Source organism: Sphaerisporangium rhizosphaerae (assembly GCF_042665155.1).
Classification (GTDB): domain Bacteria; phylum Actinomycetota; class Actinomycetes; order Streptosporangiales; family Streptosporangiaceae; genus Sphaerisporangium; species Sphaerisporangium rhizosphaerae.
The window spans coordinates 1-24,186 of record NZ_JBHTCG010000041.1 but is presented as its reverse complement, the minus strand read 5'-3'; the positions used below and the strand labels follow the sequence as shown (position 1 = coordinate 24,186).

Sequence of the window (24,186 nt, the reverse complement as noted above, 5' to 3'; positions counted from 1 at the left end):
GGCGGCATGGCACGGCATGACGACGGACCCGGGCGGGGCGCCCGGGTCCGTCGTCGAGGTCCTCTACCGCGAAGGCGGCTCAGGTGTGGCGCCAGCGGGCCTCGCAGAAGCAGTAGGCGGCGAAGACGACCAGGCCGGCGGCCACCACGGCCAGCAGCCACGGGCCGAGCGGGGTGTCGGCGAACGACCGCAGCGTGGAGTCGATGCCCTTGGCCTCGTCGGGGTTGTAGGTGATCGCCGCGTGGACGAAGAAGACGCCGGCCGCCGCCGCGATCACGCCGCGCGCGCAGTAGCCGATCATGCCGAGCTTCTCCACGACGCCGCGGGTGGCCGGCGACATCTCGGCGGTGCTCAGGTGCTTGCAGAACTTATTGGTGACGCCTTCGTAGATCCAGTAGAGGCCGAGGCCGATGACGCCGAGGCCGACGGCGCCGACGATCCACTGCCCGCCCGGCCAGTCCATGACGGTGGCGGTGAGGTCCTTGGACTTCTCGTCGCTCGACTGCCCGGTGGTGCCGCGCAGCAGGAAGCTGAGGACGGTGCCGACGACCAGGCCGTAGACCACGGCGCGACCGACGGCCTCCACGCGGTGCCGGACGTCCAGGCCGCTGTTGACCACGGCCTCCGACAGCTGCCAGACGGCCAGGGCGAGGAACCCGAGCGCCATGAGCCACAGCAGGACGGTGCCGAACGGCTGCTCGGCGACCGTGCGCACGGCTCCGGTCTTGTCGGCCTCCTTCCCGCCGCCGCCGAAGGCGATCTGCAGGGCCAGGATGCCGATCAGGGCGTACAGGACGCCCCGGCAGGCCATGCCGAACCTGGCGAGACGGTCGAAGGTCCGGCTGTTGGTCGCCTGCCGCGCGGCTCCGCGCGCCTGGTGACCTGCTGAGGCCACGGAGTTCATGGGCCGCTCCTTTCGATTCGCCCTCCCTACTTCACATTTAGCCGGGAAGTAAACCTGTCATGCCGATCATGGACCCGGGCCCTCGCGTGGCGCGGCGGCCGGCCGGGGATGAAGGCGGCATGAGGGTACTGAAGACCACCCGCCGCAGGCTGACCGGCGCGGGCCGCGGCGCCGTCCACGACGGGCCCGCCGCGGTGCCGCTGGTGCTGGCCGCGCCGGCCGCCGCCGCCCTGGTGCTGCTGGCCCTTCCGGTGGCGGCACTGGTGCTGCGGGCGCCGTGGGCGGGGCTCGCCTCCCGCCTCGCCGAACCGGCCCTGCTGCGGGCGCTGTGGCTGTCGCTGGTCACCTCCGTGGCCGCCACGCTGGGCTGCCTGGTCACCGGGGTCCCGCTGGGGTGGATGCTCGCCCGCGTGGACTTCCGGGGCAGGCGGGCCGCGCGGGCCCTGGTCAGGCTGACGCTGCTGCTGCCGCCGGTGGCCGGAGGCGTGGCGCTGCTGCTGGCGCTGGGCGGAGGCGGCCCGGCGGGCGGGCCGGTCGCCTCCTACGCCGTGGCGGTGATGTGCGCACAGGCGTTCGTGGCGATGCCGTTCCTGGTCGCCACGGTGGAGGGCACGCTGAACCGGCAGGACGCGCGCGTCGAGGAGGCGGCGGCCCTGCTCGGCGCCTCCTCCTGGACGGTGTTCCGCCGCGTCGCCCTGCCGCTGCTGGCGCCCGGCGCCGCGGTCGGCGCCCTGTTGTGCTGGGCGCGGGCCCTCGGCGAGTTCGGCGCGACGATGGTGTTCGCCGGCGGCCTGGCCGCGGCCGCGCCCGCCGCGCCCGCCGCGCCGCCCGCGGTCTACCTGGCCCTGCGCGGGGACCCGCAGGCCGCCGTCGCGCTCAGCCTGGTGCTGCTGGCGGTGCCGGCGGCGATCCTCGCCTGCCTGCGGGGACGATGGGCGGGCCCGGCATGATGCTGGACGCCCACCTGGTCGCCGCGTACCCGCCGTTCTCGCTGGACGTGCGGCTGCGGGTCGCCGCCGGGGAGGTCGTCGCCCTCGCCGGCCCGAGCGGCGCGGGCAAGACCACCGCCCTGCGCCTGGTCGCCGGGCTCGCCGCCCCCGCGGGCGGGTACGTCCTGCTCGACGGCGCTCCTTTGTACGCACGCCCGCCGGGCCGCCGGTCGGTCGGCATGGTGCTGCGCGACCCGCTGCTGTTCTCCCATCTCAGCGTCCTGGACAACGTGGCCTTCGGGCCGCGCTGCCGTGGCGCGGGCACCGGCGAGGCCCGCCGCGCCGCGACCGCCTGGCTGCACGACGTGGGCCTGGGTGCCCTGGCGCGGGCGAGGCCGGGCGAGCTGTCGCGCGAGCAGGCGCAGCGGGTGGCGCTGGCCCGCTCGCTGGCCGCCGGCCCCCGGGTGCTGCTCCTGGACGAGCCGCTGGCCGGTGTGGCCGACCCCGCGCGCCCGGAGCTGCGGGACCTGCTGCGCCGCCACCTGTCGTGCTTCGCCGGGCCCTGCGTGCTGGTCACCCATGACCCGGCGGAGGCCGCGGCGCTTGCCGACCGGCTCGTCGTCGTCGAGAACGGCGCGATCGTGCAGGACGGCACGCCCGAGGAGGTCGCCCGCCACCCCCGCACCCGCTATGCCGCGCGCCTCACGACCTCCTAGGGGTCGCTCCCGGAGCACCGCGATGAGGTCACGTACGCTTATAGGGCCGGATGTGCTTTGCCACGCCCCTGTGTGGGCAGAGGTAAAGAGCTGGGATCGCGACGGACACCCCCCGCGTTACCAGGCCCGCGTTGTGAACTTCGTGGAAGGAGCGGCCGCCGATGCCGAGGCAGATCGTCGCCAACCAGCCCCCCAGCGCCGGCGAACTGGAAGCGCGGGTCCACACCCTCGAGGTCCAGGTCGCCCATCTGACCGAGGCGGTGCGGTCGCTGACGGCCAAGGCCGCCGAGACCGCCACGCGCGCCGCAGACTAGCGGCCCGCCTCCGGCCGGCTTCCCCCGCGACCCGTCGCACCCACGTGCGACGGGTGTGGTCCACTTGTCATGGGGGCAAGAGGGGGGATCACGGTGAGCGTGTGGCACCGCTGGTCGGTCAAGGGGCGTTTCACCCTGTTCGCAGGTCTGATCGCGGCCCTGCTGTCCACACTGTTGTCCGCGGTCATGCTGGTGGCCGTCAACCGGTACGCCAGCGGGTACCTCACCGAGGAGGTCGCCGCGGCGGCCCGCCGCGTCGCCGTGGTGTTCGAACAAGGCACGCTGCCCGCGCCGATCCCCTACGAACAGGTGCGCAATCTGCAGGTCGTCGACTCGCAGGGGCGGGTCGTGGCGTCCTCCGGCATCCTGCGCGGCAAGCCGCCCATGGCCTCCTTCGTCCCTCCCCCGGGCGAGGAGCAGGCGGTGCGCCGGGTGTGCGACCGCGTCTTCCCGCACGGCGAATGCCAGGTCGTCGTGGCCCGCCGGGCCTTCCGCGCCGGCCGCGAATGCATCGTCTACGCCGCCGCGCCGCCCATCCGTCCGTGGGTCCACCCGCTGCTGGCCGCCTTCGCGGTCGCCGCGGTGCTGTCGGTCGTCGCGGTGACCGTCTACGGCAGCCACCGGCTGGTGACCGGGTCGCTGTCGCCGGTCAACGCCATCCGCGCCGAGCTCGACGAGATCGTCGCCACCAGCCCGGGCCGGCGGGTGCCGGTGCCGCCCGCCAACGACGAGATCCACGGCCTCGCCGAGAGCGTCAACCACACGCTGGACCGGCTGGAGGAGGCGATGGAGCGTCAGCGGCGGTTCGCCTCCGACGCCTCCCACGACCTGCGCAGCCCGATCACCGCCATGCGCGCCGAGGTGGAGGAGGCCCTGCTCGCCCCCGCCGAGACCGACGTGAACGCGATGAGCCGCTCGCTGCTGAGCAGCCTGGACCGGCTGCAGGCCATCGTGTCCGACCTGCTGCAGGTGGCCCGGCTGGACGCCGGCACGCCCGTCACCCGCGAGCCGGTGGATCTGGCCGAACTGGTCGCCGGCGAGCTGGAGCGCCGTCAGAGCCGCCTGAGGATCGGCACGGATCTGGAGCCGGGCGTGGTGGTGATGGGCGACCGGGTGCGGCTGGCCCGCCTGTTCACCAACCTGATGGACAACGCCGAGCGGCACGCCGCGACCTCGGCCACCGTCAAGGTGTGCACGCGCATCGGCGACCGGCCCGGCGACCCGCGCTTCTCGCACGGCACGGCCATCATCGAGGTGCTCGACGACGGGGCCGGTATCTCCCCGGACAAGTGGGAGATCATCTTCCAGCGGTTCACCCGCCTGGACGCCGCGCGCAGCAAGGACGCCGGCGGCACGGGGCTCGGCCTGTCGATCGCGCGGCAGATCGCCGAGACGACCGGCGGCTGCCTGACGGTCGAGCCCAGCGAGCGCGGCGCCCGCTTCGTGGTCCGCCTCCCGCTCGGCCCGCGGCACGTCGAGCCGGTCTGAGGGCGCGGAAAGGGCCGGGCCCCGCGGCTCAGGAGGGGCCGCGCAGCGCCGAGGCGGGGACGGGGATGGCCGGGAAGGGATTGTCCGGGAGCAGGATGACCCGGCGCGGCTCGGCCACCGTCGTGGCGGCGTGCAGGTGCAGCAGCGCCGAGCCGATGCCCGCGGCGCCGATCATGTACCCGGTGTCGGCGGTGACCTCCCAGGGACGCAGCCGGCGGTAGGCCTGGTACCAGCGGTGGCCGGCGTCGTCGTGCCCGGTGGCGCGGCCTATCAGGTCGTCGGCCAGGAGCTGGGCGAAGTTGAGGTGCGACCGCGCGCCGGTGGCGGCCCACAGGCCGACGAACAGCTCCAGCAGCCCGGCCGCGCCGCAGCACTGACAGGCCACGTTCCAGAAGCCGGGGGTGCGGCGCCGCGGGACGCCGCTGCAGGCGATGCCGGCGGCCAGCCGCTCCATCCAGTCGAGGTGGCCCTGCTCGCCGGTCACGCGGTGCATCTCGTAGAACAGCCGGGCCACCCCCGCCGACCCCGAGCACAGACCGAGGTAGTGCAGGGTGCGTCCCTGCGGGACGTGGTGCGGCACGAAGACGTGCTTGTCGGTCACCACGCTGACGGTGCGGACGAAGTCGGCGCCCCGGCGCGCGGCCCGCAGGAACCGCTCGTCCCTGGTGACGCCGTACAGGCGGGCGAGCAGGAAGGCGGTGCCGGCCGTGCCGGACAGGAACCCGGGCGTGACCGCGTCCACCGGCAGGTCGGCGCAGCCCTCTTCGCCGAACCGGTGCCCGGGGACGACAAGGCCGGCGACGCGCTCGCCGGCCTCCACGGCGATCCGTTCGTACTCGGGAACCCCGAGGATGCCCGCGGCGTGCAGCAGGCCGAGGATGATGCCGCCGTCGCCGCGCTGCGCCGGGTCGCCCGTCCAGCCGACGCCGGAGGGCAGGCGGCGCGCGCGGCGCACCACCTGGTCGGCCGCGTCCCTGGCCGCGACCGAGAAGCTCTCCTCGCCGGTGGCCCACCCGGCCTCGGCCAGCGCGAACACGATGCCGGTGAGGCCGTGGTAGAGGGACAGGTCGGCCTCCTCCCGCCAGGTGGCGGCCAGGTAGCGCGCGCCGTTCCTGGCCTCCTCCAGGTAGGCCTCGTGACCGGTGGCCGCCGCCAGCTCCAGGAAGTACAGCACGACGCCTGCGGCGCCCGCGTACAGCGAGCCGGGCCGGCCGGACCGGGCCGAGCGCCGCCCGGGGTCGGGGTTGGCGCGCCAGTGGCGCCCGCGTTCGTCGTCGACGGCGGCCGACCGGATCCAGCGGCCGGTGGAGATGGCCGCGGCCAGCGGGGTCTCGCCTCGGGGCCACGACGGGTGGCTTGGGTCCGGGCTCATGTCGCCTCCTCTGCGCGGCCCAGTCTACCTATGAATTTGGTAGGAAAACTAGACAATGCTTCGGCATCCGGTCACGGCACACGGCCGGCCCCATCACCGCCCGCAGCAGAAACAATCTCACAGAGACCGGCCCCGCAGGAGCCTCCAGCGCTCCTCGTGAGCCATATTTCCCCGCGAACCCGGCCCGATCGGATGGGATGCCCCCTTATCCATGGTCTGCCAGGCAGGAGACTATGGATAATCGCCGGGGCGCTTGCGGCGTTCATCCCCTTCGGCGAGCCGGTCCGATCGGCCGGGGCCGCCGGCGCCGGGTGTGCAGCGGGGCGGGCGCCGGGCACTCTGGAACCCGACACGGTCTCGATGAAGGGATGGCCACGTGAGCGGCACGGGCGACACACCGATTCTGGCCGACTCGGTACAGACCACCGACGAGGGGGTGGACATCCTTGACCGCAGGGTCTACCCGTTCCAGCGCCGCTGGGTGCACTGCGCCACCGCCGAGGACGTCGCGGTGGCCATCGAGCAGATGGTCACCCAGAGCCACGGCCCGCTGTTCGCCGCCACCGCCGGCATGACCCTGGCCGCCCGCGAGGCGCGGCGCGCCGGGCCGGGAGCCGCCGCCGAGAGCCTGCGCGCCGCCGGCCGCCGGCTCATCGCCACCCGGCCGACCAACAACCACATCCGGGACGCCGTCACCGCCATCCTGGCGGCCACCGTGGACGGGCCGCTGGCGCTGGCCTCCGGGGAGGAACTGGTGAGGGCCGTCGCCGAGGCGGCGACCGCCCACGACGCCGCCTACCGCGCGGGCGCGGACGCGCTCGGCCGCAACGCCGCCGCCTTGCTGGAGGACGGCGCCCGCGTGCTCACGCACTGCTGGGGCGACGCCTACCTGGTCGCGGCCGTCCAGGCCGCCGAGCGCATGGGAAAGCGGCTGGAGTTCGTCTGCACCGAGACCCGCCCCTACCTGCAAGGGGCGCGGCTCACCGCGGCGACGCTGGTGGAGATGGGCTACCGGCCCACCGTCATCACCGACGGCATGGTGCCCTCGGCGCTGGCCGACGGGCTGGCCGACGTCGCGATGACCGCCTCCGACCGGGTGACCATGGACGGCCACGTGGTGAACAAGGTGGGAACGCTCGCGGTGGCGCTCGCCGCCCGGGCCTTCGGCGCGCCGATGTACGTGCTCGCCCATGCCCCCGACCCGCTGTCCCCCGGCATCGCGGACGTCGAGATCGAGCACCGTGACGGGGAGGAGGTGCTGCACGTCCTCGGCACGCGCACCGCGGCCGAGGGCACCCGCGGCTACTATCCGGCCTTCGACGCCACGCCGCCCCACCTGGTCACCCGCATCGTCACCGAGCACGGAGCCTTCGAGCCCGCCCGCGTGGCCGACCACTTCGCCGTCCCGCCCGGCGGCTCCGCCACCCCCGATGCCACCACCCCGCACGCCGCGGCTCCGAACGCCGCCGCGCCAGGTTCCGCCGCCCCAGCGTCCGCCACCGCAGGTTCCGCCGCTCCGAGTGCCGCCGCCTCCGGCGCCGTCGTCCCGCCCCGTTTCCCCGCGCCCGGCGTTCCCGCCATGCCCGGCGTTCCCGCCATGCCCGGCATCCCCGCAATACCCGGCGCCCCCGCCACCGGCGTGTTCGCCGCTCCCGGCGCCCGCACCCCGGCCGGCGGCTCCACACGCCCGGCCCCTCCCCCGCGCACGGCGACATGAAGGCCGACCGGGCGGGAGAACCGGGCGCATGACCGGCCCTCGCGGAGCGGACGTCACGCGGCACGTCGTCGTCGACACCGACGCCGGCATCGACGACGCCTGCGCGCTGCTCTACCTGGCCGGGCACCCGGGGGTGGAGATCACCGCCGTGACGTCCGTGGCCGGCAACCGCCCGGAGCGGGACGTCGCGCGCAACATCGGGTGCGTCACCCGCCTGCTCGGGCTCGCGCCGCCCGTGGCGCGCGGCGCGGCCCGGCCGCTGCCGGGCGCGCCCTCCGTCCCCCGGGGGACGCACGGGACCGACGGGCTCGGCGCCCCCCTCGCCCGTCACGGGCTGCCGCGGCCCATGCCGGCCGTGACCGGCGAGAGCGCCACGGAGCTGATCGTCCGTCTCGCCCGGGAACGGCCGGGCGACCTCGACCTGCTGGCACTCGGCCCGTTCACCAACCTCGCGCTCGCGTTGCGCATCGACCCGGCGCTCTTTACAAAGTATCGTTCGGTCGTGCTGATGGGCGGCTCCGGCCCCTACGACGTGCCCGGCGAGCGGCTGGTGCGCGACAGCAACATCGCCCGCGACCCCGCCGCGGCCCGGGCGGTCGCCACCGCACCGCGCGCCGACCTGGTCATGCTCGGGGTGGACGTCACCGCGACGGTCCTGCTGCCGACGGAGGCGATCGCCGCCCTGGACGCGGCGGGCACCCCCGTGGCCCGTTTCGCCGCCGCGATTCTCGGCGCCTACCCGCGCCTGGACGACGCCCCCGGGCGGCGCGGCGGCGTCCCGCTGCACGACCCGCTGGCGGCGGGCATCCTGCTCGATCCGTCCCTGGCGACCGGGACCACTATCGGGCCCGTCGCCGTACTCCCGGACGGGCCGCTCTGGCGGGCACGGCTGATGCGCACCGCCGAGGGCCTGCCACCGCCCTTCCCCTGCGAGCCCGCACCGGACACCCGCGTCGTCACCGCGGCCGACGCCGGACGGTTCGTGCGCGACTTCCTCCACACCCTCACACAGGGCTTCCCCCTCCCCCACGCCACGGACCCCGCCCCGCCCCGTCCCGGGGGCCGTTGACCCGGGAACCGGTGCGCGGCCGGCGGCACTCCACCGTGCCGCACCGGCGCCGTCCGGCGAGCGGCCGGCAGCGGCGGCGAGGAAGCGGAGGAGGTCAGGCCGGCGCGCGTCTGCGCCAGAAGGGCGCGCCGGGCCAGCGGGCCTCGGCCGCGTAGTGGTCGCGGCGTCGCAGCAGGTAGGACGTGTACTGGACCTGGGTGCGCCGCTGGAAGGCGGCGAGCGCGTCGAACCGGCCGTCGAGGGCGGCCAGCACCCCCGTCGCGGCGCCGAGGCCGGATCGCAGGGCGGCGACGACGCCGGCCGAGGACAGCGGGTCGAACGCGCTCGCCGCGTCCCCGGCCGCCACCCAGTTCCGGCCGTACAGGCGGGTGAGGCAGTGGGAGGCGGCGGGGACGGTCCGCACGGCGGGGGGTGGACCGGGGCGGCCGAGCAGGTCGAAGACGTGCCGGGTACGCCGGAGGAGGTCGTACCAGCTCCGCGCGCTCGCCGCCGACGCGCGGCGGAACACGTCGGCGTCGCTGAACAAGCCGACGGCCGTCCGCCCCTCGCCGGCGTCCGCGCCGTACCACCAGCCGTGCTCGGCCGACTCGATCACCGGCCGCCGGATCGCGCGCGGCTCCGCAGGACCGGTGGACCCCGTGAAGACGGTGAACGCGCACATCAGCCGGTCCGCGTGCAGCGGTGCGCCGTGCCGCCGGGCCAGCACGCCCGCCCGCCCGGCGGCGTCCACCACGAACCCCGCGCGCAGCCCACGCGGCCCGCGCGGGCCGGCCCGACTCTCCGCCGCCGGCCCTCCGCCCGGGCCCCGCGGCGGCGCGATCGACAGCCGCCAGCCCGCCCCCTCCGGGCGCACGGCGGTGACACGCGCTCCGTCGACCACGGTGACCCCCGCCGACCTGGCCGCCTCGACCAGGCTCGCGTCGAAGCGGCCGCGGTCGATGAGCCATCCGCCGCCGAGCGGGGCGGTGAAGGCGTCCCGCCAGGCCAGGTCCTCCCCCGCCCACGCGGAGGCCATGCCGGGCGACGGGGGGTGCCCGGCCCGCTCGAACTCCTCCCACACGCCGAGCCGGCGCAGCAGCGGACGGGCCTCCGCGGGGAGGGACTCGCCCATCCGGACCGGCTCATCGCGCCCCCCGCCGAGGAGGGTGACGGCGACGCCGGCGGACCGGAGCGCGATGGCCGCCGCGCACCCGGCGGGCCCGGCCCCGATCACGGCCACCTCGCCCGGTGCGGTCCCGCCGTCATCCGGCATGGGCAGGTCGTCCGCCGCGGCCGGGTCGCGCCGCGCGTCCACGTCGCGGCTCACGGACCCTCCGGCGGCGCGGTGTCGCGGGGCAGGGTCCGCTCGACCTCGACGAAGACCGGGTCGTCGGCGGTGCCCTTGTTGACCACGAACCCGAGCCGATGCCACAGCTCGACCATCTCGACGTCGTCGGCGAACCGCACGTAGTCGTCGGCGTTCTGGTCCCCGTCGGAGCCCACCCAGGCCACCTGCCGCAGGCCACCGGTGTCCTCGACGTAGACGAAGTCGGGGCGCTGCACCGGCCACCACCACAGGAACCGGTCGCCCACCTGCTGCTCGGAGCACTCGTTGAAGTCGGCCTGCCAGGGCACCGCCATGTACTTGGACAGGTCTCCCGGCTCCAGGCCCTGGTCCAGGTCCTGGCCCAGGGACAGCGGCGGCCGCACCCCGGTCTTGCGGCGGATGCGGTACGGCGCGGAGTACAGCCGGGGATTGCGGCAGATCCAGGTCATCTCGATGCCCGGGGAGAAGGCGCCGCCGACGCAGTTCTCCAGTGCGACGCGGTCCCGCAGCCCGCCGGGCGAGGGTTCGGGCGTCCCCTTGGTGGTGAAGTTCCCCGCGGCCCACTGCTGCAGGTAGAAGAACTGCGTCCGGGTGAGGGTCAGGTACCGCGAGGAGAGCGGGCCCGGTTCGAAGCAGTTGTCCCCGGCCAGGAAGGGCATGAGCGGCAGCCCGCTGTCGGGGGAGGCGAACCGGTCGGGCGCGTCCGGCGGCCGGATGAGGTCCAGGTAGAACCGCCGCATCCCGGCGTAGACCGGGGAGGGGTCGCCGAGCTTGCCGAAGTCCATGTCGTGCGGGTGGGTGGGGATCGCGACCACCCACCCGTAGTGGTGCGCCCGTTCCAGGATGGGCTTGATGTCGCCCTCCCAGTCGGGGGTGAAGTCCCGCTGCCACAAGCCGTCGGCGAAGACCTCGGGCCGGGTCCCGAGGTTGCGCACCGCCATGTCGCTGATCGTGTCGTACAGCGTGACGAGGTTGCTCAGTTCCGGGGCGAAGCGGGGCGGGACGGCCAGCACCCAGGCGGAGTCGTCCACGTCCACCTCCCGCCCGTCCCGCATGATCAGCCGCGCTGTCACCGGCCCGTCGGAGGTGTCGTCCCACCAGTTGTCGTTGTTGGCGTAGTCGTCGGCGACCGGGACGGCGTCGGCGCTGCCCGAGGAGCCGAACCCGCCGAGCACGATGAGCCGGCCCAGCTCGTCGGTGCGCATCTCGCCGAGGCTGTCGATCGTGGCCGGCCTCAGGTCCTCGGGCGGGAAGGTCATCGGATAGCCGCCGGGGTTGTCGGTCCGGGAGAAGGCCACCGACTCGCCCGGGCCCTTCAGGGTGCGCGGACCCGGATCGATGATCATCTTCTGGCGTTCGGCGGGGTCGGTGACCGCCGCGTTGCGCAGCGGGTGGTCGGGGGCGTACCCCGACTCGCCGGCGTTGACCATGAACTCGTACCAGATCGCCTTCTTGTTGGCGAGGTGGACGGTCCACTCGATGCGTTCCACCCCGTCCTCACCCGGCCGCACGGGACGGCCGGGATCGGCCTCGTCACGGTAGAGGTAGACCTCGAACCGCTCCCCCTGCCGCCGCAGCGCGCCCCGCGCGTCCCGGAAGTCGGCTGGGGTGAACGCGCCGCCGCCGGGCAGCACCGGCAGGGCGCCGGGCCGCTCAGGGGCCAGGTAGAACTCGGGGCTGTTGCCGACCCGGACGACGCCGACGGCCGGATGGATTCGATACGACATTGCTGCGGGTCTCCCTGTCATCCGTGCGCCGAGTTGAGGGTGAGGTCGTCCGCGGCCGCGCCGGCCAGCGCCCGGTGGGCGAGGCCGAGGTTGTGCCGCCAGGTCTGCCGGTAGTCGCCGCCGAAGGCCGACGGCGGACGCGCGAGCAGGTCGGCCGCCTCGGCCACGATCTCCTCCACGGGGCGGGGCCGGTACACGAAGGCCGGTCCGGCGTTGGGGCCGAGACCGGGATCGGCGGCCGGGTTCAGCGGAGTCCCCATCAGCAGGGTCGCCAGGGCCGGCAGGGCCGCCTGCATGACCGGGAAGGCCGTCTGGAAGAACGGGCCGGGGCGGGCCGTCTTGCCGACGGCCTCCCCGAGCGCGGTGAGCACGAGGGTGTAGCAGTTGTCGAACAGGTAGGACAGCCTGCGGAAGTCGCCGTCGAGGTCGGCGCCGGAGGGGTTGGCCTGCATCGGGTAGATCGGCGGCAGGCTCACCTCGCCGCGGGCGATGCGCTCGAACCTGCCATAGTGCGACAGCTCCCACGGTGTGCCGAGGATCGGCCCGTAGGTGCCGTCCAGCCGGTCGCCGTAGTGGTCGTATCCGCCGTACGGCTCCTCGTACGGCGCCGGCGGCCGCTGGACCTCGGCCCCCTCACCCTGCTGGACGATCTCGGTGATGGCGGCCTTCGCGCCGTCGAGGTCGTGCACGATGTGCAGCTCGCCGCCGCCCGGGCCGAAGTAGGTGTCGTCACGCTGGAACCCGGTGTCGTGCCCGAACACCTCCTTCTCGCCGTACCTGGCGACGCAGGTCTCGAAGCCCAGCTCGATGGCCTTGTAGAACTGGCCGATGGTGTGGTAGGGCTCGTCCTCGGCGGGCGCCTGCGGGCTGGACTCGGGCAGCTCTATCTGCATGAACACCGTGCGCGCGAGCATGGGTGACAGTGGCTGGAGCTGGATGAAGGGGCCGCCCTCCGCGTGGCCGAGCAGGTAGGCAGGGTAGACGGGCACATGCTCCTCCGCCAGCGAGGGGGGCGTGCCGATGGCGTTCATGAGGTTGGCCACCTGCATCATGTGCAGCATCTCCTCGACGACCACGCCTCTGATCAGGCGCGACGCCTCCGAGGAGGGGTCGGTGATCGAGTACAGGGCGCACAGGTAGGGCGGGATCGTGGAGAGCTCGATGGTCAGCGCCGTCTGCAGGTGGGCGGCCAGCCTCTCGATGGAGTCCAGGGGCCGGTGGGTCATGGTGAGCGGGAACAGCCTGGCGGCGGGGGGCGTCATGAGAGGTCGTCCGATCGTCGGTTCGGAAGCTGGGCGGGGGCGGGCCGGATGACGGCGCCGGTGTCGTCGCCGTCGGGGGTGAGGAGCACGACGGCGGTGCCGCCGAGGGCCGGGGTGCGGGGGTCGCGTGCCACCACGAGCACGGCGCATGGGGCGGGCACCGTGTCCGGGGCGGTGTAGCGGCCGTCCTGGTCGATCCGCCCGACCTCCGGCAGGACGCTCCACTCGGCCCGCACCGGGTCGCCGCCCAGGGCGGCGGTGAACGACCGGGCCGCGCCCGGGCCGAGCGGTGCGGGGGCGTACGGGGTGACCTGCACGGCGACCGGCGCCGCCGGGAAGACGACGATCCGCGCGCTGCCGCTCTCCTTTCCGATTCGCGCGGTGAGCGTCACGGCCACCGGCCGGTCCAGCTTCGCGGGCGGGGTGTAGTGGCCCGTGTCGTCCACCGTCCCGACGGCCGGGGATATCGACCAGGTGGCCTTCTCGGCGGACCCGGGCAGCCGCGCGGTGAAGGCGCGGGCCTGGTCACGGGCCTCGAAGACCGAGATGATCGGCGCGACGGTCACCTGGGCGGGGGTCACCACCACCGCCGCGTACGCCCGCCGGGCCGTCGCGAAGCCCTTCCCGGCGGCGTCGCGGACCACCTCGCCATCGGCGTCGTCCCCTTCCGCGGTGATGGGGTCCCGCGCCGTGGCCGTGACGACGACCACCTTGGGCCGGGAAAGCCCGGCGGGAGGCGTGTACACCCCGTCGGCACCGATGCGGCCGCCGCCGCGCGGGACCGACCAGGTGACCGGCCGGTCGGCGGCGAGCCGCACGGTCTCGGCGGTGGTCACGGCCGACAGCGGCGGGGACACGGCGAAGCCGGGCGCGTCCAGCGTGCCGAACGCGACCAGGTCGCCGGGCACGTGGGCCGACAGCAGCCGGGCGGTCTGCCGTCCGGGGAACAGCAGATTGGTCACGGCGAACGCGCCGATGTGCGGGACGGTGAAGCCGAACAGGCCGCTGAGCTGGTAGACGATCTCCTTCGCGATGAGGTCGCAGGTCAGCTGCCGGGCCTGCTCGTCCTGGAAAGGGTCGATCTTCGTGAAGAACGAGCCGTCGGGCGCCGGGAAGCTCACGCCGACGCCTCCGGAGGAGGTGAAGGTGATCTCGGCGGTGACCGGGTCGACGCCTGGCCGGTAGGTGGTGTCCAGTTCGACGGTCATGGTGACCTGGCCCTCGTCGCAGATCGTGGGCAGGGCCGGCAGGTCGGCCTCGACGCTCCATGCCTGCTGCCAGTCGTGCGACCAGGTGCCGGTGAGCGCCCCTCCGGAGGAACGGAAGGCGATGTCCTTCAGGGTGACGTAGACGTCCTGCCGTTTGCCGCACCAGCCCGCCTGCACGGTCCCGTACTCGCTGGTGTACCGGACGGGCACGCTGATGCTCCCCCCGGTGACCGTGAGCGACCAGGCGTCCGACGCGTCGCCGTCCGCGCCGACGTTGCCCGCGCCGACGACGCCGGCGACCAGGTCGCGCAGGATGCCGCCGAACAGCACCCTGCCGGACACCAGCAGCGTCGTGTCCATTCCGGTGGGGACCACGTCGGCCAGGGGAAGCGAGGTCTGCGTGCCGCCCTTGGGGTTGTAGGCCGTGGGCACGAACAGCAGCAGCCGCCCGGGGTCCGCGGGGTCGGCCTGGTCCCGCTGGGTCGCCAGCTCGAAGTCGCCGGCCGGGGTGAGGTCGGTGGCGTTCGGCGTGTAGTCCAGCGTGCCGAGCGCGTACCGCCCGTACCCGGCGCCGGGATCGGCGAGCAGGCGCAGGAAGTACGCGCCGAGCAGCGTGCCCGCCGCGCCGGGCACGCCGAGGTCGGCGAAGAAGTCCTTGCCGTCGCCGATCCGCAGGGACACGTGGGTCTGGTGCTCGACCTCTCCCTTCACCTTTCCCAGCGGCACGGTGCCGGTGATCGTGTAGCCCTGCGCGCCGGTGATCCACTGGGTGGAGACGACCTTGGCCGCTCCGCCCGCGGTGAGGACGGTGCGGGCGATCCCGGAGACGACCGGGATGGTGAGCCGCGCCGCCTGGGGGTCCCGTGCCGGGTCGAACGCGATCAGCGGATGACCGAGGACGACGTCGGCGAACTCGACCGCGTAGTCGTCGATGATCGGCACGGTGCCCGAGATGGGCGGCAGGTGGTCCCCGGACACGAGGTCCTGCACGAACTGCCGCTGGAACAACTCGTTGACCTTGTGCGCCGACAGGGCGCACACCACGTCCCAGCCCTGGGTCACGCCCTTGCCCCGCAGGTGACGCAGGACCTCTTCGACGCTCGCGTCCGCCGTCATGGGGTGCCCGCCCTGTCCCAGTCGAAGTCGCCGAGAGGGTCCAGGACTCCTATCTGCACGATGGGGGAGATCCCGTCGGTCCCGTCCACCGCTTCGGGCAGCAGGAGCGGCTGGCCCGCCCAGGGGAGCGGGCCCATGACGGCCTCGAAGACGTCCAGCCAGGAGACGCCGCGATCGCCGTCCTTCAGTTGCAGGGCGGCGCCCGTGACACCCGAGGCGATCAGGGCCAGCGCGAGAACGGCGTCGATGCTCGCGTTCACCGTGAACGCGATGCTCGTGGAGCCCGTTCCCCCACCTCCCTCCCCCGTCTCGGGCCCCGGGTCATCGCCCGCCGATCTGATCGCCTTGACCTGGTCGATCAGGTGGAAGACCCCGTCGGTCAGGATGGGCGCGAAGTAGCCGATCCAGGTGGCGTTGGTGATCTTCTGCCCTCTGGTCATGGCGGCCCAGTTCCAGTCGGCGCTCGGGGTGAACACGGCCTGGACGATGATGTTGGCCACGAGGTCGAGCCCGTTGACCAGCAGCGATCCCACGCTGTCGTCGCCGGACTGCGCGTCGGCCATGTTGACGCCGTCGGTCAGCATGTCGATGCCGATCAGGACCATGGAGGAGTAGTACTGCGCGTCCTCGATCGGCGTGTAGCTCTGCCCCGCGGCGTCCGGCGAGCCGGCCGCGACGCTCTTCGCGAGCACGCCCTTGCCCTGGGCCTTGGTGCGCGGGTCGTAGGGCCCGCGGCCGGTGGCGGCCAGGCACGCGAGGGTGACCGGCGCGGCGAAGGCGAGGCAGAACAGCCGGCCCAGCGTCATCGCGTCGCGGTTCCCGCTGGGCCTGGCCAGGTTTTCCCACATCCAGGTGAGCACCGGCGAATCGTCCATCGGCGCGGTGAGCAGGTCGTGGACCCACCGCACGGCCTCGGCCGCCAGCTCCAGCAGCGTCACGACGAGCACGTCGCAGGCGTCGAGCGCCAGGTCGATCAGGTCGCGCAACGCCGCCAGCAGGTCGGCGACGCGAAGCTCCCCGGCCTTGGCGGGGTCGCGGAACAGCGTGAGGCACACCGGCACCACGTCCCGCAGGGCCTTCCCGCCGTCCGCGAGGATGCCGGAGTCCTTGACGCCCTTGATCAGCTTGCCGGTGAAGCCGTCGGAGAGCGGGGACATCGTCCCGGCCGGCCGGTCCGGCACGTTGTCCAGGATCTTCGTGAGCACGTAGTTGTGCTGGGCGGGACTGCCCTCCAGCGCCGCCGCGAGGCCCGGTGACCGGCCGCCCGCGGGCTGGAGCCCGAGCCGCACCCGGCCGCGGCCGACGTCGTTGACGGTCGTACTCCCCAGCACGGCCGCGGCCTGGTCGAGCCCGGCGTTCAGCTCGGACTTCAGATCGGAGAAGAAGTGTCCCGTCGCGACCACCGCGGAGTCGCCCAGCCGCCGCTGGAACGAGGACAGGCCGGTGGTGATCTGGCCGTAGAACTCGTCCATGGTGCGCCAGATCGAGCGCCAGTGCAGGGCGTCCTGCCACAGGTCCTTCGCCTTGTCGAAGGCCAGCTCGATGGTGTTGAGCACGCTCTGCATCAGGGAGCCGACCTCGGCCAGGCCCTCCAGCGCGAGGCCCACCACGGTGGTGTAAACGCCCTTCGCGGACTCCACCAGCGCGGAGAAGGTCTCCTGGTCCGGATGGGCGATGAAGGCGACGAGCTTGACCGCGCCCGACTTCAGGGCCTGCCAGACGTCCACCAGCCAGTCCCCGAGGCTCTTGCCCAGGACGCCGGCCGACAGCGCCTCCGCCGGCGCGGGGCCCCGGGCCGTGAGGGTCGCGGACCCGGCCGCAGTGTGGAAGGCCGCCAGCCGTTCGGTGACGGCGTCGGCGGTGGCGTAGGCGATCAGCCGGGGCGCGCCGGGGTCGCGCAGGTCCACCTCGAACCCCCCGTCCGGCTTGGCACCCCCGGGCCCGAGGGCGGCGAGCCGCATGACGGCGTCGGCGGCCACCTTGGCGAGCCCGGGGGTCAGGCCGGGAAGCAGCGGGCCGTCCTTGCCCCGGGCGGCGCGCAGCATGTCCGCGCTCATCGGCGGGATGGTGGCGGTGCCGTTGAACAGGGGCGCCCTGCCCGCGAGCGTCTCGTACAGGTAGCCGTGCGGGGTGATCGGCAGATCCTTCGCCGCCCCTTCGACGCGCGCGGTGAACGTGACCGCGGTGAAGCCGGTGGCGGGCTGGCTGAACTCCACCGCGCCGGTCTCGTCGGTGGTGAGCGTCGCGGCCGTGCCCGGCCGCGCGAGCACCGTGCGCCCGCCGCTGTACAGGCCCACCAGCCGCGAGGAGGTCAGCTCGATCGCCCTGTGGCGCACGGGCAGGCCGTTCGCGTCGGTGACGGTCAGCCGGGTGCGGTACCGGGACACCACCATCGGCGCGTCCTCGGCGTGGCCGTGCACCGGCACGCGCGTCCATCCGCCGCCGGTACGCGGCCGGCTGAGCAGGTCGACGGTGCCGTCCGCCCGGGTCACCGCGAGCGCGCCCGCGCCGCCGGCGGGGGTTCTCACCTGCACGGCGTCGGTGTCGAGCGGGAAGATCGGCGCCCAGACCGGGACGTCATCGGCCGTCCAGGCGGTCTGCCGAAGCTGCCAGAGCCTGCCGTCCGGGGCGCAGCCGTAGCACCGGACCATCCCGTCGTCGTCGAGCACGGCCGTGCCCCGGACGATCTCGCCGAGCAGGATCCGGACGGGCGTGTCGCCGAACCCCGCCGAGGAGTACAGGTTGTTCGCGGTGTCGGTGAACACGACCATGGCGGAGTCCGCGTGCGGGTAGGTCGCGAGCAGCCGCGCCGCGGGGGCCGCCACCTTGACCACCTCGGGGTGCGCGGCCACCCGGTCCCCGGTGCCGGGCCAGATCCGCAGCACGCCACCGGCGGTGGCGAACAGCACCCAGGCGTCGGGTGAGGTGAAGGCCAGCCGGGCCTCTCCCCCGACCAGCTCGCCACCGAGGTCGACGCGGTCCGCGGTCCACTTCCCGCCGTCGGCGGTGCAGAGCGTCAGATCGCCGCGCGCGTCGATGCCGCTGACCGCGAAGTCCCCGGTCAGCGGGATCTCGGCCACGCCCAGCCCGGTGCAGGCGGCCAGCTCCACCGGCTCGCCCCATTCACCGCGGGCGTCGCGCACCGAGTGCAGCAGGGCCGGCTCGGTGGCGTAGAACGCGTTGACCAGGCCGTCCGCGTCCACCAGGGTCACGACCTCCTGGGCCCGCGCCCCCTTCGGCAGCGGGTGAAGGGTGTACCCCGACGCCGACTCCCCCGACGCCCGCACCTCGGCGAGCCCGGTCCCGGGCGTTATGGCGAGCAGCAGATGGGTTCCGTCATCGGTCGTCGCGATGGAGGTGTGGTTGTGCGCTTCGGGATCGACGCTCACCGGCTTGACCGGTAAGACGTCCTCCGACAGGCGTGAGTCACAGTCGACGCGCAGGGGCAGGGCATGGTCGATCGGCAAGGAGACCTCCGTGAGGCTCGGTCCATCGGATGGGGTGTCAGCCGGGCGGAGGCGGAGCGGGGCGGAGCCGTTCGTCGTCCAGGGCCAGCTCGAACGCGCGGATGAGCGACATCCAGCCCGCGAACGGCTTGTCGGCGCCGTGCTCGTGGAGCACGACGCCTTCGATCGGGTCGGCGAGCAGATCGACTTCCACGGTCAGCCGGACGCGGTGCCCAGAGTCGCTCACCCGCGCAGTCTGCCGCCGTCGCCCGGTGCCCGGCGTCAGGGTCGACACCCTGATATTTGGCGATATACGCCACCCTTACCGGGCGGTATTCGTGGCCGGTGCGCGTTCGCGGTCTTACGGTGGGGGCGTGACGAAGCGCGTGGCGGAATCGTTGCTGCTGGAACGTGACAGCGAGCTGACGGCACTGGCGGCGGCGCTGGAGGCCGTACGCATGGGGAGCGGGTCCCTGGTGGTGGTGCAGGGGCCGCCCGGAGTGGGCAAGACGCGGCTGCTGGCCGCCGCCACCGATCAGGCCCAGGCGAACGGACTGCTCGTGCTCGCGGCCCGCGGGCACGAACTGGAGCGGGCGATAGCGCTGGGCGTGGCACTCGACCTCCTCGCCCCGCCGCTGACCGCCGCCCGCCCGAAGGAGCGCGCCCGGCTGGCGGCGGGCCTCGCCGCACCGGCCGCGCCGCTGTTTCCCGGGCTTCTTCGCCAGGAGCTCTCCCCGGCGGCACCGGGCAGCGACGACATGCTGCGGGGACTGTGCCGGCTGGCGGTCAACCTGACCGGATGGGGAACCGAAGGCGCCGCGGTCCGCCCCATGCTGCTCACCGTGGACGACGCGCAGTGGGCGGATGAGGCGTCGCTGCGGTTCCTCGCCATGCTCGCCGACCGAGTCGGCGCGCTCCCGCTCGCCTTGGTGGTCGCCGTGCGCGACGGCGGGGACGGATCGGAGGTCTCGGCGCTGCGCCGGCTGACCGTCCAGCCCCCGAACCGCCTGCTGGCCCCCGCGCCCCTGTCCGCCGGCGCGGTCGAACGGCTGGTGGCCGGCGTGTTCCCCGCCGCCGGGGACGACCTGGCCGCCGCCGTGGCGCATGCGAGCGGCGGCAACCCCTTCCTGGTCGGCGAGTTGCTGCGGTCCCTGCAGGCCGACGGGCACGTCCCGCCCGCGAGCGCCGTCGCCGGCATGGTGCCCGGCACCGTGCTCCACTCGGTGCTGGCGCGGCTGGCCAGGCTGCCCGCCGAGGCCGGCCGCCTCGCCACCTCGCTCGCCGTCCTCGGCGATCGCACCCCGCTGCGCCGGGCGGCCCGTCACGCCGGCCTCGGCCTCCCGGCCGCCGAGCGGGCCGCCGATGTGCTGGCCGGCGCCCACCTGCTGCGCCCCGGCGACCCGCTCGGGTTCCTCCACCCGCTCATCGCCGCGGCCGTCCACGCCGACCTTCCCGCCTTCGCCCGGGCCCGCGCCCATCGCAGGGCCGCCGACCTGCTCGCCGAGGACGGCGAGGGGGTGGAGAAAGTGGCCGGCCACCTGCTGGTCTCCCAGCCCGAAGGCGATCTCGCCGTGGCCCGCACACTGCGCGAGGCGGCCGGCCTGGCACTGCGCCGGGGCGACCCGGCCGCGGCCACCCGGCTGCTTCACCGGGCGCTCGCCGACGCGACCGCCGGGCGCTACTCCGGCGAACTCATGCTCGAACTGGCCCGCGCCCAGATGACCGCCGGCGACATGGCCGCCCACGACACGGTCACCGAAGCGCTCCCCCTGCTCGACGACGCGCCCGCCCCTGTCAGGGCCGAGGCGCTCACCCTGCTCGCCCGGCTGCGGAACTCGCGCGGGGACTTCTCCGGCGCCGCGGTCGCCCAGGACGCCGCACTCGACCTGTTCGAGGCGGGCGACCCGCGCTCTGAGGATGTTCTCGCCGAGTACCTGATGATCGCCCGCTTCCATCCTTCGCTGCGCCGCCACGCCGCCCGGCGGTTGGCGCCGGTGCTGCGCGAGGCCCGTCAGGGGCGCCCGCCCGGCAGGCCGGGCCTGCTGGCGCACCTCACCCTGCAACTCGCCCTCGACGGCGACCCGGTACCCGAGGTACTGCGCGCCGCCTCCGGCGCGCTCGCCCACGACCCCCTGGTGGACCCGGTCGGCCACGGCTCACTGATGGGGATCGTCGTCCACGCCCTGGTCATCGCCGGTGAGCTGGTCGCGGCCGAGGCCGCGGCCGACGCCGCGCTGTCGGCGGCACGACGCAGAGGAGACGTGCTCGCCTACGGTTACGCCGGATACCACCGGGCGCTGGCCCGCTACCACCAGGGGGCGCTGACCGCGGCGCTGGCCGACCTTGAGGCGGCTCGCGGGCCGCACGACGAAGGCTGGAACTCCGCGGGCGGCTGGATAGCCTTCCTGCTCGCCTGGGTGCACCTCGAACGGGGCGAGGAGGACGCCGCGGAGGAGGCGCTGCACCTGGCCGACCCACATCCCCCTGACGGCATGTACTCCCCGCTCGTCCTCGACTGCCGCGCCCGGCTGTCACTGCTGCGAGGCGACCCGGCGGCGGCGCTCCGAGCCGCCCGCGACGCCGGCCACCTGCTCGAACGGCTCTACGAGATAGACCACCCGGGCCTGCTGCCCTGGCGGGGCACGGCGGCCATCGCCGCGCACCACCTCGGCGACCACCCCGCCGCCCAGGAACTGGCCGGCCAGGCCGTCGCCCGCGCCCGGACCGTCGGCGTGGCGCAGGCCGTCGGCGCCGCGCTGCGCGTCGCCGGCCTGGTCGCCAGGCCGCGTCCCGACCTCTCGCTGCTCGCCGAGGCGGCGAAGATCTTGCAGGGGACCCCCGCGGCGCTCGAGCACGCCCGCGCCCTCGTCGACCTCGGGGCCGCGCTGTGGCGGGCGGGGCGTGGCCGCGACTGCGGGCCACCGCTCCGACAGGGGCTGGCGCTGGCGGACCGCATGCACGCCCGCCCGCTCGCCGAACGGGCCCGCGCCGAACTGCACGCCGCCGGCATGCGCCCGCGCCGGACCGCCGTCGCCGGCATCGACGCCCTCACTCCGGCCGAGCGCAGAGTGGCCCTCCTCGCCCTCCACGGGCACAGCAACGGCCAGATCGCCCAGACCCTGTTCATCTCCACCAAGACCGTGGAGACCCATCTCGCACGGGTCTACCGCAAACTCGCGATCGTCAACCGCAGGCAGCTCAGCGAGGCCTTCGGCTCTCCCACCTGAGGCGTCGAGCGGGCCGGTGCGCGCGGAGCGTCGTCCGGCCACGGGCCGCCTGAATGCGGCCGTCCACGCCCGGCTCGCGGCGGACCCCGATCCGCGCGCCGGGCCGGGGTCAGGCGTTCACGCGGCGCCGGCGGACAGGCGGTTGAACAGGGCGAGCGCGGCCTCCCGCACGTCGGGCGGTGTCACCCCGTACAGGACGGCGCGGGCCTCGGCGATGTTGCGCGTGGTGGCGCAGGTGATCGCCACCGACGTGGCGGCGGCGTGGTTCAGCGACCCGGCCGGCTCGCGGTCGGCCATCTCCCTGGCGCTGGTGGCAAGATCGAGGTTGTCGGCGGATGCACTGCTCAATGGGTCCTCCTCGGGTCGCGGATCGAGGTCGTCGCCGGTCAGGCAGGCCGTGGCGGAGGCTGGAGGCGGCCCGGCGGGACAGGCCGCGCCCCGGGCCGTCACGCGGGCCCGCGGCGCCTGCTCATGACGCCAACTGTAGAGCAGCGCGAGGCGGCCGCTCCCGGCGGCCACGCGATCCGTCCCTGATCTCCCTGATTCCACCGGCCTCGGCGGTCGCCCCATGTCCGCCTTGTCGTTTCTTGTCCCCCTGATCGCGCCACCCGGCCACCTCCCCGGTCCGTGGATGGGAACGAATACAGAGGTCACAGGAGCGACGACGGGGGCGATGCATGATCACCGCAGAGACGATCGACCGGATCATCCGCTTCAACGGGGGCGACGTGCCCGTGGTGTCGCTGTACGTGAGCGTCGGGGCGGACGGGAACACCACTCTGTCCACGCGCGTCAACAGCCTGTTGCACGAGATCCGCCCGCTCGGACAGGACGGCTCCCTCGGGCGCCAGGCCCGCATGTCCATCCGCGGCGACATCGAGCGCATCGCCGGCATGGAGGGCCTGGAGCGGGCCGAGGCCGGCGCCGTGGCGGTGTTCTCCTGCAGCGGGGCCGACCTGTTCGAGCAGGTCCCGCTGCCACGGACCGTGCGCGACCGGGTCATGGTGGACGCCGCCCCGTGGGTGCGCCCGATGCTGGCGGTGCTCGACGAGTACCACCGCTCATGCGTCCTGGTGCTCGACCGGCGCTCGGCCGAGGCATGGGAGCTGTACCAGGACGAGATGCGCGAGGCCGGCAAGGTGGAGGACCCCACGCTGCGCAAGTCCAACTACGCCGGCTGGTACGGCTACACCGAGCACCGCGTGCGCAACCGCGCCGACGACCTGACCCGGCGGCACTACCGCAATGCCGCGCGACTGGTGGACGAGCTGTTCCGCACCGGCAGGTACGAGCTGATCATCCTGGGCGGGCATCCGGAGGAGGTGCCGGGTTTCGTCGACTTCCTTCCCCGCCATCTGCGTCCGAGGGTCGCCGGCACCTTCTCGGTCGACCCGCGCACCGCGACCCCGGCCGACATCCGGCACAGCGCCGAGCGCATCCTCGAACGCTACGAGCGCGAGGAGGAGCGTCGCTGGGTCGCCGAGGTGCTGGAGCGGTCGGCGACGCGCAGGCCGGCGGCCCTCGGGCTGGAGGACTGCCTGTGGGCGGGGTCGGTCGCCGCGGTGCAGGCCCTTCTGGTCCAGGAAGGGGCGACGGCGCCGGGCGTGGTGTGCGACGAGTCGGGCTGGCTCGGCACCGGCGGGGACGCCTGCCCGCTGTGCGGCAAGGCGACCCGGCGCACACCGGACGTGATCGGCGAGCTGGCCGACGCGGTGATCGAGGAGGGCGGCTCGGTGGAGCACGTGCAGGCCGACACCGAGCTCAAGGAGCACACGGTCGCCGCCTCCCTCCGCTTCCCCGCACCGCCCCCGCCCGGCCCCCCGGCCTGAAAGACCGGGCAGGTCAGGCCGGGAAGGGCAGGGCAGGTCAGGTCAGGCCGGGGGCAGCGGCATCACCAGGAGCGGATCACCGGAGGGCCGGCGCGACCCGCCCGCGGGCTCGACCGTGACGCCGACCTTGGTGGCGTCCCCCGGCGTGCCGAGCACCACCGGCGGCGTGCGGCCGTCGGCGCCGGGACGGGTCAGCCCGTCGGGGACGGCGCCCGAGGGCCCGATGCGCCACAGCTGGTAGGTGCGCCCCTCGGGCAGGGCGGACAGCCCGGCCGAGACGAACACCATGCGGCCCTGGGAGCGCGAGACCACCAGCGTGCCGGTGACCCCGTCCGCCGTGCGGGTGACGGTGCGGGCGTCCGGCGCGGCCAGCACGGCGGCGAGCCGCTCGCCGCCCGCCCGGGCCCGGTCGAGCTGGTCGCCGGTGCGAACGGCCACGACGCCCAGGCCCACCGCGGGCGCCAGGAAGGCGGCGGCCAGCGCGGTCGCCACGCGCCACTCGCCGAGCGAGCCGTTGTCCACCGGGCTCTCGGCGTAGCCGACCTTCTGCAGGTTG

General features: G+C 74.4%; 18 protein-coding genes. 8 read left to right on the top strand and 10 right to left on the bottom strand.

The genetic code is table 11. The annotated features are described in order from the left end of the window. Positions 1–79: 79 nt before the first annotated feature. Positions 80–904, bottom strand: coding sequence for a DUF1206 domain-containing protein (locus ACFQSB_RS35790; RefSeq protein WP_380831396.1), 825 nt, complete (start codon positions 902–904; stop codon positions 80–82). A 119-nt stretch (positions 905–1,023) separates the two neighbouring features. Here ACFQSB_RS35790 and ACFQSB_RS35785 point away from each other — a divergent pair, with 119 nt between their 5' ends. From ACFQSB_RS35785 to ACFQSB_RS35770, 4 genes are all read left to right on the top strand, one after another. Further along, positions 1,024–1,854 carry an ABC transporter permease subunit gene (locus ACFQSB_RS35785; protein ID WP_380831395.1) on the top strand — a complete coding sequence of 277 codons (831 nt, stop codon included), beginning with the start codon at positions 1,024–1,026 and terminating at the stop codon, positions 1,852–1,854. Continuing rightward, positions 1,851–2,549: an ABC transporter ATP-binding protein gene (locus ACFQSB_RS35780; protein ID WP_380831394.1), complete on the top strand. Its 699-nt coding sequence runs from the start codon at positions 1,851–1,853 to the stop codon at positions 2,547–2,549. Before ACFQSB_RS35785 ends, ACFQSB_RS35780 begins: the two co-directional genes overlap by 4 nt. Before the next feature lie 161 nt (positions 2,550–2,710). Further along, positions 2,711–2,863, top strand: a complete 153-nt coding sequence (locus tag ACFQSB_RS35775) for a hypothetical protein (protein ID WP_380831393.1) — start codon at positions 2,711–2,713, stop codon at positions 2,861–2,863. Between the two features lie 93 nt (positions 2,864–2,956). Next, positions 2,957–4,351 (top strand): HAMP domain-containing sensor histidine kinase, encoded by a 1,395-nt coding sequence (locus ACFQSB_RS35770; protein ID WP_380831392.1) that lies wholly within the window; start codon positions 2,957–2,959, stop codon positions 4,349–4,351. 28 nt (positions 4,352–4,379) lie between these two features. Here ACFQSB_RS35770 and ACFQSB_RS35765 read toward each other — a convergent pair whose 3' ends face one another. Next, positions 4,380–5,723 carry a lanthionine synthetase LanC family protein gene (locus ACFQSB_RS35765; RefSeq protein ID WP_380831391.1) on the bottom strand — a complete coding sequence of 448 codons (1,344 nt, stop codon included), beginning with the start codon at positions 5,721–5,723 and terminating at the stop codon, positions 4,380–4,382. A gap of 376 nt (positions 5,724–6,099) precedes the next feature. On the opposite strand from ACFQSB_RS35765, the gene ACFQSB_RS35760 reads away from it, so the two are divergent. Together ACFQSB_RS35760 and ACFQSB_RS35755 are read left to right on the top strand one after the other, a co-directional pair. After that, on the top strand, positions 6,100–7,440 hold the full coding sequence (locus ACFQSB_RS35760; RefSeq protein WP_380831389.1) for a translation initiation factor eIF-2B alpha/beta/delta subunit family protein: 1,341 nt from the start codon (positions 6,100–6,102) through the stop codon (positions 7,438–7,440). Positions 7,441–7,468: 28 nt separating this feature from the next. Then, positions 7,469–8,509: a nucleoside hydrolase gene (locus ACFQSB_RS35755; protein WP_380831388.1), complete on the top strand. Its 1,041-nt coding sequence runs from the start codon at positions 7,469–7,471 to the stop codon at positions 8,507–8,509. A gap of 94 nt (positions 8,510–8,603) precedes the next feature. Here the strand turns inward: ACFQSB_RS35755 and ACFQSB_RS35750 are convergent, their stop codons facing one another. Genes ACFQSB_RS35750 through ACFQSB_RS35725 form a run of 6 tightly spaced genes read right to left on the bottom strand, consistent with a single transcriptional unit; the run spans position 8,604 to position 18,821 of the window. Then, a complete protein-coding gene (locus tag ACFQSB_RS35750; RefSeq protein ID WP_380831386.1) occupies positions 8,604–9,815 on the bottom strand; it encodes a tryptophan 7-halogenase in 1,212 nt (403 codons plus the stop codon). Continuing rightward, positions 9,812–11,542 (bottom strand): LodA/GoxA family CTQ-dependent oxidase, encoded by a 1,731-nt coding sequence (locus tag ACFQSB_RS35745; protein ID WP_380831384.1) that lies wholly within the window; start codon positions 11,540–11,542, stop codon positions 9,812–9,814. The genes ACFQSB_RS35750 and ACFQSB_RS35745 overlap by 4 nt, the downstream gene beginning before the upstream one ends. A 17-nt stretch (positions 11,543–11,559) precedes the next feature. Then, positions 11,560–12,804, bottom strand: coding sequence for a ferritin-like domain-containing protein (locus tag ACFQSB_RS35740; RefSeq protein WP_380831382.1), 1,245 nt, complete (start codon positions 12,802–12,804; stop codon positions 11,560–11,562). Continuing rightward, positions 12,801–15,128: a hypothetical protein gene (locus ACFQSB_RS35735; protein ID WP_380831380.1), complete on the bottom strand. Its 2,328-nt coding sequence runs from the start codon at positions 15,126–15,128 to the stop codon at positions 12,801–12,803. Before ACFQSB_RS35735 ends, ACFQSB_RS35740 begins: the two co-directional genes overlap by 4 nt. After that, a complete protein-coding gene (locus ACFQSB_RS35730; protein WP_380831379.1) occupies positions 15,125–18,595 on the bottom strand; it encodes a hypothetical protein in 3,471 nt (1,156 codons plus the stop codon). The genes ACFQSB_RS35735 and ACFQSB_RS35730 overlap by 4 nt, the downstream gene beginning before the upstream one ends. Positions 18,596–18,632: 37 nt before the next feature. Continuing rightward, the gene (locus ACFQSB_RS35725) at positions 18,633–18,821 is read right to left on the bottom strand and encodes a hypothetical protein (RefSeq protein ID WP_380831377.1); all 189 of its coding nucleotides are present in this window, start codon (positions 18,819–18,821) and stop codon (positions 18,633–18,635) included. A 127-nt stretch (positions 18,822–18,948) separates the two neighbouring features. Here ACFQSB_RS35725 and ACFQSB_RS35720 point away from each other — a divergent pair, with 127 nt between their 5' ends. Continuing rightward, the gene (locus ACFQSB_RS35720) at positions 18,949–21,801 is read left to right on the top strand and encodes a helix-turn-helix transcriptional regulator (protein ID WP_380831375.1); all 2,853 of its coding nucleotides are present in this window, start codon (positions 18,949–18,951) and stop codon (positions 21,799–21,801) included. Between the two features lie 117 nt (positions 21,802–21,918). Here ACFQSB_RS35720 and ACFQSB_RS35715 read toward each other — a convergent pair whose 3' ends face one another. Then, complete coding sequence (locus ACFQSB_RS35715) at positions 21,919–22,149, bottom strand: hypothetical protein (protein ID WP_354846744.1); 231 nt, start codon at positions 22,147–22,149, stop codon at positions 21,919–21,921. Positions 22,150–22,478: 329 nt separating this feature from the next. Between ACFQSB_RS35715 and ACFQSB_RS35710 the strand changes: the two genes are divergently transcribed. Continuing rightward, the gene (locus ACFQSB_RS35710; protein ID WP_380831373.1) at positions 22,479–23,630 is read left to right on the top strand and encodes a baeRF10 domain-containing protein; all 1,152 of its coding nucleotides are present in this window, start codon (positions 22,479–22,481) and stop codon (positions 23,628–23,630) included. 42 nt (positions 23,631–23,672) lie between these two features. Here the strand turns inward: ACFQSB_RS35710 and ACFQSB_RS35705 are convergent. After that, positions 23,673–24,186, bottom strand: a 514-nt coding sequence (locus ACFQSB_RS35705) for an anti-sigma factor (protein ID WP_380831371.1), incomplete at its 5' end; no start/stop codon positions are given.